Genomic DNA, 14,985 nt, shown 5'->3' with positions numbered 1-14,985 from the left:
ATGACACCCGAACACCTCGAAACCATCAGCAACCACCCCGCCTTCGTGCAACTGATCAAGCGCAAGCGCCGCCTCAACGGCTCACTGACCCTGACCATGCTCGCCGCCTACTACGGCTTCGTCCTGCTGGTGGCCTTCGCCCCCGGCGTGCTCGGCCAGTCTCTCAGCGGCGGCGTGACCAGCGTCGGCATGCTGGTGGGAGTGCTCATGGTGCTGCTGTCCTTTGCCCTCACCGGCATCTACATGCACCGCGCCAACCGCGTCATCGACCCGCTCAACGAAGTGGTCAAGCAGGAGTGCGCGCGATGAACTGGACCGCCATCTCGATGTTCCTGGTGTTCGTCTGCTTCACCTTGCTGGTGACTCGCTGGGCCGCCCTGCGCACCCGCTCGGCCAGCGACTTCTACACCGCCGGCGGCGGCCTCACCGGCATGCAGAACGGCCTGGCGATCGCCGGCGACATGATCAGCGCCGCGTCCTTCCTGGGCATCTCGGCGATGATGTTCATGAACGGCTACGACGGCCTGCTGTATGCCCTGGGCGTGCTGGCCGGCTGGCCGATCATCCTGTTCCTGATCGCCGAACGCCTGCGCAACCTGGGCAAGTACACCTTCGCCGACGTCGTCTCCTACCGCCTGGCCCAGGCTCCGGTGCGCCTGACCTCGGCCTTCGGCACCCTGGCCGTGGCGCTGATGTACCTGGTGGCGCAGATGGTCGGCGCCGGCAAGCTGATCGAGCTGCTGTTCGGCATCAGCTACCTGTACGCGGTGATGCTGGTGGGTGCGCTGATGGTGCTGTACGTCACCTTCGGCGGCATGCTCGCCACCACCTGGGTGCAGATCATCAAGGCGGTGATGCTGCTCTGCGGCACGACCTTCATGGCATTCATGGTGCTCAGGCATTTCGGCTTCAGCACCGAGGCGATGTTCGCCAGCGCCGTGGCCGTGCACGCCAAGGGCCAGGCGATCATGGCGCCGGGCGCGCTGCTGTCCAATCCGGTGGACGCCATTTCCCTGGGGCTGGGCATGATGTTCGGCACTGCCGGCCTGCCGCATATCCTCATGCGCTTCTTCACCGTCAGCGACGCCAAGGAAGCGCGCAAGAGCGTGTTCTACGCCACCGGTTTCATCGGCTACTTCTATTTGCTGCTGATCGTCATCGGCTTCGGCGCCATCGTCATGGTCGGCACCGAGCCGTCCTACCGCGACGCCACGGGGGCGATCATCGGCGGCGGCAACATGGTCGCGGTGCACCTGGCCCAGGCGGTGGGCGGCAACCTGTTCCTCGGTTTCATCTCGGCGGTGGCCTTCGCCACCATTCTCGCCGTGGTCGCGGGCCTTGCGCTGTCCGGCGCCTCGGCGGTGTCCCACGACCTGTACGCCTGCGTGGTGCGCAAGGGCCAGGCCAGCGAGCAGGAAGAAATGCGCGTGTCGCGCCTGGCCACCCTGGGGATCGGCCTGTTCGCGGTGCTGCTGGGGCTGCTGTTCGAGTCGCAGAACATCGCCTTCCTCTCCGGCCTGGTGTTGGCGGTGGCCGCCTCGGTCAACTTCCCGGTGCTGCTGCTCTCGATGTTCTGGAAGGGCCTGACCACCCGTGGCGCCGTGGGCGGCAGCCTGGCCGGGCTGGTCTCGGCGATCGTGCTGGTGGTGCTGGGGCCGGCGGTGTGGGTCAACGTGCTGCACAACGAACGGGCGCTGTTCCCCTACAGCAACCCGGCGCTGTTCTCCATGTCGCTGGCCTTCCTCGCGGCTTGGGCCTTCTCGGTTACCGACGGCTCGGAACAAGCGCGCGAAGAGCGTGGGCGCTACCTGGCCCAGTTCATCCGCTCCATGACCGGTATCGGCGCCGCCGGTGCCAGCAAGCACTGACCTCAAGAACAATAACAATGTCGGGTACAACAACAATGAACCGCACGCACCTCAAGTCAGCCGCCTGGCTGGCCACCCTCGCCCTGCCCTTGCCGGCCATGGCGGACTTTATCGCTGACAGTCACGCCCGCCTCGAACTGCGCAACCACTACCTCAACCGTGACTTCCGCCAGAGCAACGCCCCGCAGAGCAAGGCCGAAGAATGGGGCCAGGGCTTCACCGCCCGCTTCGAATCGGGTTTCACCGAGGGGCCGGTTGGTGTCGGGGTGGACGCCATGGGCCAACTGGGCATCAAGCTCGACTCCAGCCGCGACCGACGCAACACCGGCCTGCTGCCCTACGGGCCGAACAGCCTGGAGCCGGTGGATGACTACAGCGAGCTGGGCCTGACCGCCAAGCTGCGGGTCTCCAAGAGCACCCTGCGCCTGGGCACCCTGCAGCCGATCCTGCCGGTGGTGGTGTACAACGACACCCGCCTGCTGGCTTCGACCTTCCAGGGCGGCCTGCTGACCAGCCAGGAACTGGACGGCCTGACCTTCAACGGCGGCCGCCTGACCAAGGCCAACCTGCGCGACTCGTCCGGGCGCGATGATATCGGCTACGGCGCCGCCAGCAGCGACCACTTCGACTTCGCCGGCGGCAGCTACGCCATCACCCCGCAGGCCAGCGTCAGCTACTACTACGCCAAGCTCGAGGAGATCTACCGCCAGCAATACGTCGGTTTTCTGCATACCCAACCCTTGGCCGAGGGCGTCAGCCTGCGCAGCGACCTGCGCTACTTCGACAGCCGCGGCGACGGCGCCGAGCGCGCGGGCAAGATCGACAACCGCAACTTCAACGCCATGTTCACCCTGGGCGTGAAGGCCCACAAGTTCACCGCCACCTGGCAGCAGATGTCCGGCGACAGCGCCTTCCCGTTCCTCAACGGCGGCGACCCGTACACCGTCAACCTGGTCACCTACAACACCTTCACCCGCGCCGGGCTCGACTCCTGGCAGCTGCGCTACGACTACGACTTCGTGGCCATGGGCATCCCCGGGCTGAGTTTCATGACCCGCTACACCGACGGCCGCCACGCCGAAACCGCCACGCTCAGCAATGGCCGCGAGCGTGAACGCGACACCGACATCACCTACGTGATCCAGAGCGGCCCGCTCAAGGACGTAAGTCTGCGCTGGCGCAATGTCACCTTCCGTTCCGGCAATGGCCTGACCAATGCCGTGGACGAAAACCGCCTGATCATCGGCTACACCCTGGCGCTCTGGTAAGCGCGCCCCCTGTCTATCAGAACAGCAAGGAGAACAGCATGTCCGCCGCCCCTACCCTGCAAAGCTTCATCGCCGGCCGCTGGATCGGCCAGCACGGCGCCCAGGCCCTGCGTAGCGCCCTCGACGGTCACGTTCTGGCCTACAGCCACGAGGAACGCCCGGACTTCGCCGAGGCCGTGGACTTTGCCCGCGCCCAGGGCCTGAAGCAGCTACTGGCCATGGATTTCCAGCAGCGCGCCGCCCGCCTCAAGGCCCTGGCGCTGTACCTGGCCGAGCGCAAGGAGCAGCTCTACGCCCTGTCCCATCACAGCGGCGCCACCCGCACCGACAGCTGGATCGACATCGAAGGCGGCAACGCCACGCTGTTCGCCTATTCGAGCATGGGCCGCCGCGAGCTGCCGTCGGGCAACCTGGTGCACGAAGGTCCGGCGATCCCCCTGGGCAAGCAAGGCCATTTCGCCGGCAGCCATATCCTGGTGCCGCGTGTGGGCGTGGCCGTGCATATCAACGCCTTCAACTTCCCGATCTGGGGGATGCTGGAGAAATTCGCCCCGACCTTCCTGGCCGGCATGCCGTGCATCGTCAAGCCTGCCACGTCCACCAGCTACCTGACCGAGGCCGTGGTACGCCTGATGAACGAATCGGGCCTGTTGCCGGCCGGCAGCCTGCAACTGGTGATCGGCAGCACCGGTGACCTGCTCGAGCGCCTGCAGGGGCAGGACGTGGTGACTTTCACCGGCTCCGCCGACACCGCAGCCAAGCTGCGCGTCACCCCGAACCTGATCCGCAACTCGGTGCCCTTCACCGCCGAGGCCGACTCGCTGAACTGCGCCATCCTTGGCCCGGACGTGAGCCCTGACAGCGAGGAGTTCGAGCTGTACATCAAGGAAGTGGCGCGGGAAATGACCACCAAGGCCGGGCAGAAATGCACGGCGATCCGCCGCGCCATCGTCCCCGCCAGGCACATCGACGCGGTGGCCACTCGCCTGCGCGAACGGCTGCGCAAGGTAGTGGTGGGCGATCCTTCGGTGGAGGGCGTGCGCATGGGGGCGCTGGCCTCCCATGACCAGCAGCGTGATGTCGCCGAGCGCGTGCGCCAGTTGCTGGCCACCTGCGAGCAGTTGCTGGGCGCCAGTGACGGTTTCACCCCGGTCGGCGATGGCGTGGCCGAGGGGGCGTTCTGCGCCCCGACCCTGCTGCTGGCCCGCGACCCGCATGCCGAGGGCGGTGCCCATGATATCGAAGCGTTCGGCCCGGTCAGCACGCTGATGGCCTACGACGACCTCGACGAGGCCTTGGCCCTGGCCGCCCGCGGCAAGGGCAGCCTGGTGGCGAGCCTGGTCACCGCCGACCGCGGCGTGGCGGCCAAGGCCATCCCGGTGGCTGCGGCCTGGCACGGGCGGCTGCTGGTACTCGACAGCGAGGCGGCCAAGGAATCCACCGGGCATGGCTCACCGTTGCCACAGCTCAAGCACGGCGGCCCCGGCCGTGCCGGCGGCGGCGAGGAGCTGGGCGGCCTGCGCGCGGTCAAGCACTACCTGCAGCGAGCCGCGGTGCAAGGCTCGCCGAGCATGCTGATGGCGGTGACCGGCGAGTACGTGCGCGGGGCCGAGGTGATCGAAACCGAGGTGCACCCGTTCCGCCGCCATTTCGATGACTTGCGCATCGGCGAGTCGCTGCTGACCCACCGGCGCACAGTGACCGAGGCCGACCTGGTCAACTTCGGCTGCCTGTCGGGCGATCACTTCTACATGCACTTCGACGAGATCGCCGCCAAACAGTCGCAGTTCGGTAAACGCATCGCCCACGGCTACTTCGTGCTGTCGGCGGCCGCCGGGTTGTTCGTCAGCCCCGGCGAAGGGCCGGTGCTGGCCAACTACGGGCTGGACACGCTGCGCTTCATCACCCCGGTGGGCATCGGCGACACCATCCAGGCGCGCCTGACCTGCAAGCGCAAGATCGACCAGGGCAAGACCAGCCCTCAGGGGCAGGCGCAAGGCGTGGTGGCCTGGGATGTGGAAGTGACCAACCAGTTGGGTGAGCTGGTGGCCAGTTATGACATTCTGACCTTGGTGCTCAAGCGCTGACTGCGAGTGGGCGGCGAGATGCCTGCATGCAGTCAGATGGCAGGCATCCCGCAACCCAATCAAGGCAAAATGCCACCTCGCACATCCGCCCTACATCGCGCAACGTTTCCCTGGCGCTATAGTCGGTCCAGCGTCCCACCGCCAGCCCCCTTCCTGGCGGCGCGGGCGCCGTACCGAGAACAATGCCAAGGAAGCAACGCGATGATCCTCAAGTCCTTCCCCTTCAAGTCCCTCGTCCTGCTCAGCGCCCTTGCCGCCGTGGCCGGCTGCCAGACCGCCAGCCCCAGTGCCGACACCCTCAAGCAACGCACCGAGGTCACCTTGGGCGTGCCCGTGAGCAAGGTCAGCAACCTGCGCAGCGACTCCAACACCACCTACTTCACCGCCAGCACCAGCAAGGGCCAGTACGACTGCCAGGTGCCCAGCGGCGGCCTGGTGGCCGTGGCCGGCATGGGTATCTACACGCCATCCCCCACCTGCTGGAAAGAAGGCCAGGCGCCGGTCTTCCAGTGAGGGTCGACGGCGCCGGCCTAGGCGACCGGCGCCGCCACGCTCTCACGCAAACCGCGCAGCGCCGCACGCAGCTCCGCCGGGCGCACCGGCTTGGCCAGTACCGCGATACCCCGTGCCTGCAGGGCGCCCTGCAGCCTGTCGAGATCATGGCCCGTCATGATCAGCGCCGGCACTTCGGCGCCGCGTTGCGCGCGCAACTGGTCGATGCAGTCGATGCCGGTGGCCTGCGGGCCGAGGTCGTAGTCGGCAACGATCACATCACAGTCACTGGCCAGGCCAAAGGGCGAGCTCTCGGCCTGCACCTCGCACCCCCAGCGTTGCAGCAGGGCACTGGTGGCCTGCAGGACGTTGTGGTCATCCTCCACCAGGCACACCCGCAAACCGGTGAGCATGCCGGCCTGCACCGCCTGGTCGGCAACGGCCCGTGGCACTTGTGCCGGCACCTTGGGCAACCCTTGCAAGGTCAGCGTGGTGCCATGCCCCTGGCGCGAGCGCAGGCTGACAGTCAAACCCATCAGTTGCCCCAGGCGCTTGACGATGGCCAGCCCCAGGCCGACGCCCTCGACGTCCTTGTCACGCGCCTCGCGCACCCGATAGAACTCTTCGAACACGCGGCCCTGGTGCTCTTCGGCAATGCCCCGGCCCTGGTCGCAGACAACGATGGCCAGGCCCTCGCCGCGTGGCCGCACGCCGATCAGCAACGGGCGCCCGGCGGCATACTTGAAGCTGTTGGACAGCACGTTCTGCACCATGGTCGCGAGCATCCCCGGGTCGGCGCGTGTCCAGTGGCGGCTGGGCACCAGGCGCATCTCGACCCCGGCCCAGCGCGCCGCCTCGCTGTTCTGGCGCAACAACTCGCGCAGGAAACCATCCACGGCGAAGGTTTCCCACTTGGGCTGCACCCGGCCGTTGTCCAGGGTGTACAGGTCGAGGATCGAACGGAACAACTGCGAAACGTTGAGCAGCGAGCGATCAATGCTGTCCACCAGGCGCCGCTCCTCCTCGCCCAGCCGCGCTTCGCGCAGGCAGGCGGTGAACAGGCCGATGGAGTGGATCGGCTGGCGCAGGTCGTGACTGGCCTGGGCCAGGAAGCGCGATTTTTCGCGGGTCGCCGCCTCGGCCAGGGCTGTGGCCTTGCGCGTGCGCTCCAGCAGCAGGTGGGCATAGAACGGAATCAGGGTGCTGGTGGTCAGCAGCATCGGCAGCAGGAACGGCTGTTCCTGCCAATAGGGGGTCAGTTGCCACACCACAACCAGCGCGGCCAGGGCCAGCACGGTGGCGATGGCCAGGTAGCGCGAGCCGAAGCGCATGCCGTTGCCCAGGTTGATCCAGACCATCACTGCATACAGCGGCAGTGCGGTTTCGCCGCCAACCACCAGGCCGAAACTGGTGCCGGTGTAATCGCCCAGCATGCCGAAGATGCGCCGCGCCGGGTAGTGTCCCGGCCAACGCTTGATCGCCTGGCGCATGCCGATGGAGACCACCACGAAGCCCGCGTAGTAGAGCAGCACCGGCAGGTAGGTGGCGGGCGAGCGGCCCGGCAGGAAACCCAGCAACGCCACGTAGGTGATCGCACAAGAGGCGACGATGATGCGCAGGTTGGCCTGGTCCAGCTCGTTGTTCTTCTCGAACTTCATGGGTAACGTCCTTGTGCGCCAGTCGGCATTTGCGGCACGCTGCGTGGGAAAAAACCGCAGGTGACTGCTAAATTAGCATGTGTCGGCTGACAGGGAGTTCCACGACGTGAGTTGCCGCATCATCGTGGCGGATGACCATCCGCTGTTCAGGGAGGCCATGGTCAACACCGTACGGCGCATCCTGCCCGAGGCGCGTCTGGAGGAAGCTGGCAGCCTCGCTGACGTGCTCAGGCTGGCCGCCATGGGCGAGACGCCCGACACCCTGATCCTCGACCTGCGCTTCCCCGGCCTCACCTGCATCGGCCGCCTCGCCGAGCTGCGCCGACAATTGCAGCGCACCACGCTGATCGTTGTATCGATGGTCGACGACCCGCAGGTGATCTGCGAAGTCATGGCCGCCGGCGTCGATGGCTTCATCGGCAAGAGCGTCAGCCCCGAGGCGATCGGCGCCGCCATCCTTGCCATTCGCGACGGCGAAGTGGTGGTCGACTACGCCCCCAGCGGATTGTTGCCGCATCTCGATGCCCCCAGCGAGCTGGAACAGCTCACCCACCGCCAACAGGACGTACTGCGCCTGATCGCCCAGGGCAAGACCAACAAGGAGATCGCCCGGGCGCTGGACATCTCGCCATTCACCGTGCGCATCCATGTGTCGTCGCTGCTCAAGACCCTCAATGTGCCGACCCGCACGGCCGCCGCGGTGAAATATTCCGGAAACTGAGCGACCGCTGGTCGGCGCACAGTGGCATGCAATCGACCCTTCAAGCGCTTTGCAACCTCCCAATCCATGAGGGTGGCGATGTTCACTCCTGTGTTCGGCCTGCCCGAGCGTGGGCCGTTTTTTTCACGCTGAGGAGAGGATGACGACATGAGCACGAAACACTGGATGGGCGGTGGCGATGTGCAGAGCGACTGGCCGGAACTCGAGCCAGACCGACGCAACGATCAGGCCGACGACCCGGATGCCGACCCCGACCTGACCGAGGAAGAGAACCGTCCTGGGGTACCGGCCAGCGATCCGGAGTCAGGCACCTGAGTGTGCATGGCAGTGTGAGAGCGGGCCAGGCCCGCTCTCACACTGATGCGCACATCGACGATTGTCTACAACCATCCGCGCCGGCTCACACCCGCCAGCGCACTTCGGTGATCCCATGTCGTTCGGCCATGGGCCGGCTGACTTTCTTGATGCGCTCGCGTCCGAACTTCGGAATGATCCCCAAACCCGCGTCGCAACTCGCCCAATGCCAGGCCTCGGCATTGTCCATGTGTTCCTGGCGGATGATGAAACGCCGTGGCTGACCATGCAGCAGGTATTCGATGGTAAACAACTGGGGACTTGGCATTGACGCAGGCCCTCCTCTTCTCCATGGATGACTTTCTGACAGATCACGTTGTTCCATGAAAATTCAAAAAATGTCCGACAACAGCAAGAGAGGGCCCGCAAGGTTACGAACCGCTGGCGTTCCCGTGGCTGTTGCGGCCACCTTTGCGACCAGCCTCGGAGGCGCGGGCGCGGTCATTGGCGAAGTTGCCGCCTGAGTTGCGGCCGCCCTTCTGGCCCGCCCGGGAGGCCCTTTCACGATCGTTGGCGAAGTTGCCGGGATTGGTCTGCTTGGTGCCGCCGCGTTGTCCGGTCTGATCCTGGTCACGAGCCATGACGTTTCTCCTTTACGCTAGGTTGGACGTGCCGCGCGAAGATGCCGTGCACTCAATTACGAACAGGGGCGCAGGCCAACGGCTCATTTGGTGTGCCAAGGTTCTGACCGACGGCACTTATCCGCCAGGCCAAGCATGAAGGAGACGCCCCATGCACCACGCTTGCCTGCAACTGGCCCTCGGACACTTGCCCTGACCGGCTGCGGGGCCAGTGCCGCCACGGCTCAGGCATGGACGCTCCACTGTACGGCATCGGCCTCGATCGGCAGCTCGTCCACGGCCTGGATCATCCCGCAGGTGAGCGCTTCCTGGGGCCCCAGGATTCGCGGATAGGCCATCAGGTAGCGCGGCACATCGAGCCGCTCGCTCGCACCCTCGGTGCGCTCGGCGACGATCTGCGCATACAGGCGCAGGTCATAGTCCAGGCTCATGGCGTACTCGGCCATCCGTGCATGGTCCACCGAGCCATGCAGGGTCCAGTGGAACGGGTGGAACAGAAACTTGCTGAAGGCGCAGGCGGTGCGGTGACTGCCTGCCAGGAACAGGATGTTGCCCATCGATTCGACCGTGCCCAGGTTGTGGGTGTGCACCGGCACCGGCAGTGAACGCAGGAAGTTGTACAGGGTGAAACCGTAGCTGCATTCGCCGCCCATGGTGGCGATGTTGATCTGCAGCACCTCTGCGCCCTGCTGCAACGCCTTGGAACAGGTGTTGATGAGGTTGCCGCAGGTCGCGGAATTGATCGGGCCGGTGTAGTGGATGATGTGTCTGGCCATGCCGTCCTCCAGGGTCAGTCAGGGGTGTCCTTGGCCGGTGCATCGTTGCCCGGCGCCGCTTGGTCGTGCTCGCCCAGTTGCTGGTACTGCTTGCGCAGCGCATGCAGTTCGGCCGGCCCCATGTCCTCGAGGTCGAGCAGGGCCTTGTGCGCCCGCTGGGTGGTGCGCAGCAGTTCGTCGACCTTGATGTGCAGTTCGTCGTTGTCGCGGTTCTGGGTGTTCTGGATCAGGAACACCATGAGGAAGGTGATGATGGTGGTCGAGGTGTTGATCACCAGTTGCCAAGTGTCGTTGAAATCGAACAGCGGTCCGCTCACGCCCCATAGGATGATCAGCAGCAATGCCACGGCAAAGGTCAGTGGACGTCCGCTGCGGTTGGCCAGCCATTGGGCGAAACGATCGAATTTCATGGCTAGCGCTCCTTCAGGCCGGCTGCCGGGTTTCTCCGGGCAGGCCCTCGATGTCAGGGTCGTCCGGGAGCACCTCGGGTTCTTCGTCGTATGCCTCGGTCGGTGCTGGCGGCGCCTGCACTTCCCCCGGTTCTGTCTCGCTGTTCATCGGCGTTGCCTCCATTGGCTGCTTCCCTTTGTGGTGGAGGGCCGCATGGTAGGCAAAGTTCCGGGTTTTGCGTCACTGGCCACTCGTCATTCCTGGTGAACCCTGACGCCGCGATGCCGGTCGCTAGTCAAGAGTGCACGAACGAAAGGGAGCCCTCGTGAGCGAGATCCGCATTGGTATTTCCGGTTGGCGCTATGGCCCATGGCGCAAGGACTTCTACCCCAAGGGTCTGCGCCAGGACGATGAGCTGGCATTCGCCTCTCGGGCGGTGAACAGCATCGAGATCAATGGCTCGTTCTACGCGTTGCAGACCCCCGAGCGCTACCGCCAGTGGCGCGATGAAACACCGGAAGGCTTCGTCTTCTCGGTCAAGGCGCCGCGCTACATCACCCACGTGCGACGGCTGCGCGACATCGACGAGCCGCTGGCCAATTTCTTTGCCTCGGGGCCATTGCTGCTGGGCGACAAGCTGGGGCCGTTTCTCTGGCAGTTTCCCCCGAGCATGAAGTTCGACGCCCAGCGCTTCAGCGCTTTCCTCGACCTGCTGCCCCGCGATCGCAAGGCTGCGCGCGCCTGTGCCCGGCACGCGGCCGAACGCCTGCAGGACAATGGTGGTACTGCCATCCGTGGCAATGCGCACTTGCGCCATGCCGTGGAGATCCGCCATCCGAGCTTCCTCTGCGACACCTTCATCAACTTGCTGCGCAAGCACAAGGTCGCGCTGGTGGTTGCCGACAGCGCCGGCAAATGGCCCTGTGTCGAGGAAGTCACGGCCGATTTCGTCTACCTGCGCCTGCATGGCGATGTCGAGCTCTACAGCAGCGGCTACACCGCCAGCGCGCTGCGTCGCTGGCGCCTGCGCATCCAGGCCTGGGCCGCGGGCGGCCAGCCGGAGGATGCCCAGCGCGTCATCCGTCGTGCCCCGGTCAAGCGCGCCTCCCGGGATGTGTATTGCTACTTCGACAACGATCAGAAGGTGCATGCCCCCTACGATGCGCGTCGCCTGCTGGGCAAGCTTGGCCTGGACGGCGAACTGGTGACCGAACCTGGCGTCGAGCCGCAGGAGTCACTATGAACGGCACCCTACCCGCCCCCGACCGCATCATCGACAAGGTCGCGGCCGTGCACCGCCTGACGGTGCTGACCCTCAACGTGCACAAGGGTTTCACCCTGTTCAACCGCCGCTTCATCCTGCCGGAGCTGCGCGAGGCGGTGCGCGCCACCGGCGCCGACCTGGTGTTCCTGCAGGAAGTGCATGGCAGCCACCAACGGCATGCCGAGCGCCATCCGGCCTGGCCGCAGACCCCGCAGTACGAATTTCTTGCCGACAGCATGTGGCCGCAGTTCGCCTACGGACGTAATGCGGTCTACCCCCATGGCGACCATGGTAACGCGCTGCTGTCCAAGTTCCCGATCCGCGCCTATGACAACCATGACGTGTCGATTCACGGCAATGAAGAGCGCGGCTTGTTGCACTGCCAGCTTGAAGTGCCCGGTCATGAGCAGGTGCACGCGATCTGTGTGCACCTGGGCCTGCGCGAGGACCACCGCCAGCGTCAGGTCGACCTGCTGCTGACCTTGCTCGAGCGCCTGCCACCGGACGATCCGGTCATTGTCGCCGGTGACTTCAACGACTGGCGGCTGAAGGCCGATGCGCGGCTGTCGGTGTCGCTGGTCGAAGCCTTCGGCAGGCCGGCGCGCAGCTTTCCCGCGCGCCTGCCGCTGCTGCGCCTGGACCGCATCTACCTGCGCAATGCCCAGGCGTGCGAGGCACGGGTGTTGTCGAGGTACCCGTGGTCCCACCTTTCCGACCATGCCCCGCTGGTAGCGCAGGTGACGCTATGAAGCAGACCTGGAGCGATGGCAACCACGTCGAACTGCTGATCAATGGCGAGCAGTACTACCCGCGCGTGTTCGAGGCGATCGCCCAAGCGCGGGAGGAGATCCTCCTGGAAACGTTCATCATCTACGACGACAAGGTCGGCCAGCCGCTGCGCCTGGCGCTTATCGACGCGGCGCGGCGCGGCGTGCGGGTGGAAGTGGCGGTTGACGGCTACGGCACCGCCGACCTGCCTGACGGGTTCATTGCCTCGATGACCGAGGCCGGGGTGCGCTTCCATGCATTCGACCCGCAGCCGCGTCTGGCCGGCATGCGCACCAACCTGTTCCGGCGTCTGCACCGCAAGATCCTGGTGATCGACGGCCAGCGCGCGTTCATTGGCGGTATCAACTACAGTGCCGATCATCTCGGCGACTTCGGCCCGCAGGCCAAGCAGGACTACGCCGTGGAAGTCACAGGCCCGGTAGTGGCCCAGGTGCACGCCTCCAGCTGCCGGATGCTCGCCCCCGCGCTGGGTGACCCAAGCGCGGTCGTGCCGGGCGGTGACGTCGCAGGTTCGGCCAGCGCCGTACTGGTGGAACGCGACAACCGCCGCCATCGCACCGACATCGAGGCGTGCTACCTGCAAGTCTTCCGTGAAGCTCGGCAACGCATCGTCGTGGCCAACGCCTATTTCTTTCCCGGCTACCGCTTGCTGCGCGAGCTGCGCAATGCTGCCCGGCGCGGCGTTGCGGTGACCCTGATCCTCCAGGGGCAACCGGACATGCGTTGGGTACGCGCCCTGTCGCGGCTGCTCTACAACTACCTGTTGCGCGACAATGTGCAGATCCATGAGTACTGCCAGCGCCCGTTGCACGGCAAGGTGGCACTGGTGGACGACGAGTGGTCCACCGTAGGCTCGAGCAACCTCGACCCGCTGAGCCTGTCGTTCAACCTCGAAGCCAACCTGATGATCCGCGACCGCGCCTTCAACGATGGCCTGTACCGCCACCTGAGCGAACTGACCGCCGCGCATTGCAAGCGCGTGACCCTGGAACGCATGGTGCGTGGCTACTGGTGGCGCGCGCCGCTGATATTCCTGGGCTTTCACATCACCCGCTACTTCCCGCGTATCGCCGGCTGGTTCCCCGCGCACCGGCAGCGCCTGCAGTCGCTGCAGACGGACAGCGAAGCGCCGGCGGACTTCAACGGGGGCAAGACCTGATGGCCAAGCCACGCTGGCAGACCTGGGGCATGCGCCTGCTCACCCTGCTGTTCCTGGTGCTGATCCCGGTGCTGCTGTTCACCCTGGCACGCAACCTGGACTGGAACGAGGTGCGCCAGTCGCTGCTGGCCTATCGACCTTCCACCCTGGTCCTTGGCCTGTTGCTGGCCCTGTGCAGCTACCTGGTGTTCGCCAGCTACGACCTGCTCGCCCGCGCCTACACCGGTCACCGGTTGCCAGCCCGTCAGGTGCTGCCGGTGGCGTTTGTCTGCTACGCGTTCAATCTCAATTTCACCACCTGGGTCGGCGGCGTGGCGCTGCGCTACCGCCTGTACAGCCGGCTGGGGCTGGACACCGCGACCATCACCCGCATCCTCACCCTGGGTCTGTTGACCAACTGGATGGGCTATTTGCTGCTGGCCGGCACGGTGTTCGCCCTGGGCCTGGTGAAGTTGCCGGCAAGCTGGGCGGTGGGGGCCGGCGGCTTGCGCCTGATCGGTGTGCTGATGGTGGCGGTCGCGGCGAGCTACCTGCTCGCCTGTGCTTTTGCCAAGCGACGCACATGGCATCTGCGCGGGCATGAAGTGACCCTGCCGAGCCTGCGCCTGGCGTTGTGCCAAGTGGCGCTGGGCGCGAGCAACTGGGCGTTGATGGCGGCGCTGATCCACCTGCTGCTGCCGCCGGCGCTGTTCTATCCCTCGGTACTGGGGGTGTTGCTGATCAGTTGCGTGGCAGGGGTAGTGGCGCATATTCCTGCCGGGCTGGGGGTGCTGGAGGCGGTGTTCCTTGCCCTGCTGCACGGACAGTTGGGCCAGGGCACGCTGGTGGCCGCATTGCTGGGGTATCGGACGCTGTATTACCTGATCCCGCTGTTGCTGGCGGTGATTACCTACCTGATCCTGGAGAAGCGCGCCAAGGCCCTGCGCCGACAGGCCGGGCCAGCCCTGGACAAGCGCTGAGGGCCCCACGGGCCCGGGAGGTTCGTCATGCGGTTCATTGTGTGTGTGGCATTGCTGGGCTGCCTGCTCAGCGGGCAGGTGCTGGCCGAGGGCTGCGACGTGGTCACCCGCTCGTCCAGCGAGGCGGTCAAGCCGGTGCAGCAGCATACCTGCTACAGCTACGGCAACATGCCGGCTGAAGCGATCGCCTGGTCGTGCAGCAACGAGAGCAAGGAGATGCTCAACAGCCAGAAACGCAAGGTCGAGCGTTGCGCTGATGGCAGCGTGGGCAGCTGCATCGCCCCGCTGACCCAGGAAACCCTGGCCAATCCTGATGCCGCAGGGCGCGGCGAGCCCTCGACCCGGCCGGCTGTGCCCAAGGATGCGCGGATTATCACCTACTACTACGACACCCCAAGCCTGGGGCAGGCGCGCAGTGATTGCGAACGCAGCAATGGGATCTGGCAGACCCATTGACGCGAACGCGTGGGCCGTTGCCGTTGCCGTTGCCGTTGCCGATCAGAAGTCTACCCCGAAGCCCACTAGCGACAGCTGCGCCAGTGCAGGCGCCGCCCGTAACTTCGCGACTTCAGGAGGCCGAACGCAGGTCTTGCGGAGGGAGGTGACGGGCATGGATGCC

17 protein-coding genes and 1 pseudogene are annotated in these 14,985 nt (G+C 65.8%); 12 read left to right on the top strand and 6 right to left on the bottom strand.

Annotated elements, in window-relative coordinates:
* The 5 genes and pseudogenes from AC3WL2_RS04170 to AC3WL2_RS04150 all read left to right on the top strand — a co-directional run bounded on the left by AC3WL2_RS04170 (nt 1) and on the right by AC3WL2_RS04150 (nt 5,736).
* Nucleotides 1–309 carry a DUF485 domain-containing protein gene (locus tag AC3WL2_RS04170; RefSeq protein WP_102682044.1) on the top strand — a complete coding sequence of 103 codons (309 nt, stop codon included), beginning with the start codon at nt 1–3 and terminating at the stop codon, nt 307–309.
* A pseudogene (locus AC3WL2_RS04165) lies at nt 300–1,868 on the top strand (cation acetate symporter); the annotation flags it as partial. The gene AC3WL2_RS04170 and the pseudogene AC3WL2_RS04165, both read left to right, overlap by 10 nt.
* Before the next feature lie 35 nt (nt 1,869–1,903).
* Complete coding sequence (locus AC3WL2_RS04160) at nt 1,904–3,136, top strand: OprD family porin (RefSeq protein ID WP_102682046.1); 1,233 nt, start codon at nt 1,904–1,906, stop codon at nt 3,134–3,136.
* Between the two features lie 38 nt (nt 3,137–3,174).
* Nucleotides 3,175–5,223: a phenylacetic acid degradation bifunctional protein PaaZ gene (gene paaZ / locus AC3WL2_RS04155; RefSeq protein WP_102682047.1), complete on the top strand. Its 2,049-nt coding sequence runs from the start codon at nt 3,175–3,177 to the stop codon at nt 5,221–5,223.
* Between the two features lie 201 nt (nt 5,224–5,424).
* On the top strand, nt 5,425–5,736 hold the full coding sequence (locus AC3WL2_RS04150; RefSeq protein WP_102682048.1) for a hypothetical protein: 312 nt from the start codon (nt 5,425–5,427) through the stop codon (nt 5,734–5,736).
* Between the two features lie 17 nt (nt 5,737–5,753).
* Here the strand turns inward: AC3WL2_RS04150 and AC3WL2_RS04145 are convergent, their stop codons facing one another.
* Nucleotides 5,754–7,373 carry an ATP-binding response regulator gene (locus tag AC3WL2_RS04145; RefSeq protein ID WP_102682049.1) on the bottom strand — a complete coding sequence of 540 codons (1,620 nt, stop codon included), beginning with the start codon at nt 7,371–7,373 and terminating at the stop codon, nt 5,754–5,756.
* A gap of 106 nt (nt 7,374–7,479) precedes the next feature.
* On the opposite strand from AC3WL2_RS04145, the gene AC3WL2_RS04140 reads away from it, so the two are divergent.
* Both AC3WL2_RS04140 and AC3WL2_RS04135 read left to right on the top strand, forming a co-directional pair.
* Nucleotides 7,480–8,094 carry a LuxR C-terminal-related transcriptional regulator gene (locus AC3WL2_RS04140; protein WP_102682050.1) on the top strand — a complete coding sequence of 205 codons (615 nt, stop codon included), beginning with the start codon at nt 7,480–7,482 and terminating at the stop codon, nt 8,092–8,094.
* Between the two features lie 147 nt (nt 8,095–8,241).
* Complete coding sequence (locus tag AC3WL2_RS04135) at nt 8,242–8,409, top strand: hypothetical protein (protein ID WP_158247482.1); 168 nt, start codon at nt 8,242–8,244, stop codon at nt 8,407–8,409.
* Between the two features lie 85 nt (nt 8,410–8,494).
* Here the strand turns inward: AC3WL2_RS04135 and AC3WL2_RS04130 are convergent, their stop codons facing one another.
* From AC3WL2_RS04130 to AC3WL2_RS04110, 5 genes are all read right to left on the bottom strand, one after another.
* A complete protein-coding gene (locus AC3WL2_RS04130) occupies nt 8,495–8,716 on the bottom strand; it encodes a DUF6555 family protein (RefSeq protein ID WP_031316561.1) in 222 nt (73 codons plus the stop codon).
* Nucleotides 8,717–8,819: 103 nt separating this feature from the next.
* Nucleotides 8,820–9,029 carry a con-10 family general stress protein gene (locus tag AC3WL2_RS04125; RefSeq protein ID WP_102682051.1) on the bottom strand — a complete coding sequence of 70 codons (210 nt, stop codon included), beginning with the start codon at nt 9,027–9,029 and terminating at the stop codon, nt 8,820–8,822.
* 224 nt (nt 9,030–9,253) lie between these two features.
* The gene (locus tag AC3WL2_RS04120; protein WP_102682052.1) at nt 9,254–9,805 is read right to left on the bottom strand and encodes an ATP-dependent Clp protease proteolytic subunit; all 552 of its coding nucleotides are present in this window, start codon (nt 9,803–9,805) and stop codon (nt 9,254–9,256) included.
* A gap of 14 nt (nt 9,806–9,819) precedes the next feature.
* Nucleotides 9,820–10,215 (bottom strand): low affinity iron permease family protein, encoded by a 396-nt coding sequence (locus AC3WL2_RS04115; protein ID WP_102682053.1) that lies wholly within the window; start codon nt 10,213–10,215, stop codon nt 9,820–9,822.
* 13 nt (nt 10,216–10,228) lie between these two features.
* Nucleotides 10,229–10,363: a hypothetical protein gene (locus AC3WL2_RS04110; RefSeq protein WP_256582675.1), complete on the bottom strand. Its 135-nt coding sequence runs from the start codon at nt 10,361–10,363 to the stop codon at nt 10,229–10,231.
* Between the two features lie 157 nt (nt 10,364–10,520).
* Here AC3WL2_RS04110 and AC3WL2_RS04105 point away from each other — a divergent pair, with 157 nt between their 5' ends.
* Genes AC3WL2_RS04105 through AC3WL2_RS04085 form a run of 5 tightly spaced genes read left to right on the top strand, consistent with a single transcriptional unit; the run spans nt 10,521 to nt 14,822 of the window.
* On the top strand, nt 10,521–11,438 hold the full coding sequence (locus tag AC3WL2_RS04105; protein WP_102682054.1) for a DUF72 domain-containing protein: 918 nt from the start codon (nt 10,521–10,523) through the stop codon (nt 11,436–11,438).
* The gene (locus AC3WL2_RS04100; protein WP_102682055.1) at nt 11,435–12,208 is read left to right on the top strand and encodes an endonuclease/exonuclease/phosphatase family protein; all 774 of its coding nucleotides are present in this window, start codon (nt 11,435–11,437) and stop codon (nt 12,206–12,208) included. Before AC3WL2_RS04105 ends, AC3WL2_RS04100 begins: the two co-directional genes overlap by 4 nt.
* Nucleotides 12,205–13,407, top strand: coding sequence for a cardiolipin synthase ClsB (gene clsB, locus AC3WL2_RS04095; protein ID WP_102682056.1), 1,203 nt, complete (start codon nt 12,205–12,207; stop codon nt 13,405–13,407). Before AC3WL2_RS04100 ends, clsB begins: the two co-directional genes overlap by 4 nt.
* A complete protein-coding gene (locus AC3WL2_RS04090) occupies nt 13,407–14,366 on the top strand; it encodes a lysylphosphatidylglycerol synthase domain-containing protein (RefSeq protein ID WP_102682057.1) in 960 nt (319 codons plus the stop codon). The genes clsB and AC3WL2_RS04090 overlap by 1 nt, the downstream gene beginning before the upstream one ends.
* Before the next feature lie 27 nt (nt 14,367–14,393).
* Entirely contained in the window at nt 14,394–14,822 is a 429-nt protein-coding gene (locus tag AC3WL2_RS04085; RefSeq protein ID WP_102682058.1) for a hypothetical protein, read from the top strand.
* Nucleotides 14,823–14,985 lie beyond the last annotated feature (163 nt).

It is taken from the genome of Pseudomonas sp. FW305-96 (assembly GCF_058783825.1).
This window is presented reverse-complemented; position numbering and strand designations above follow the sequence as displayed.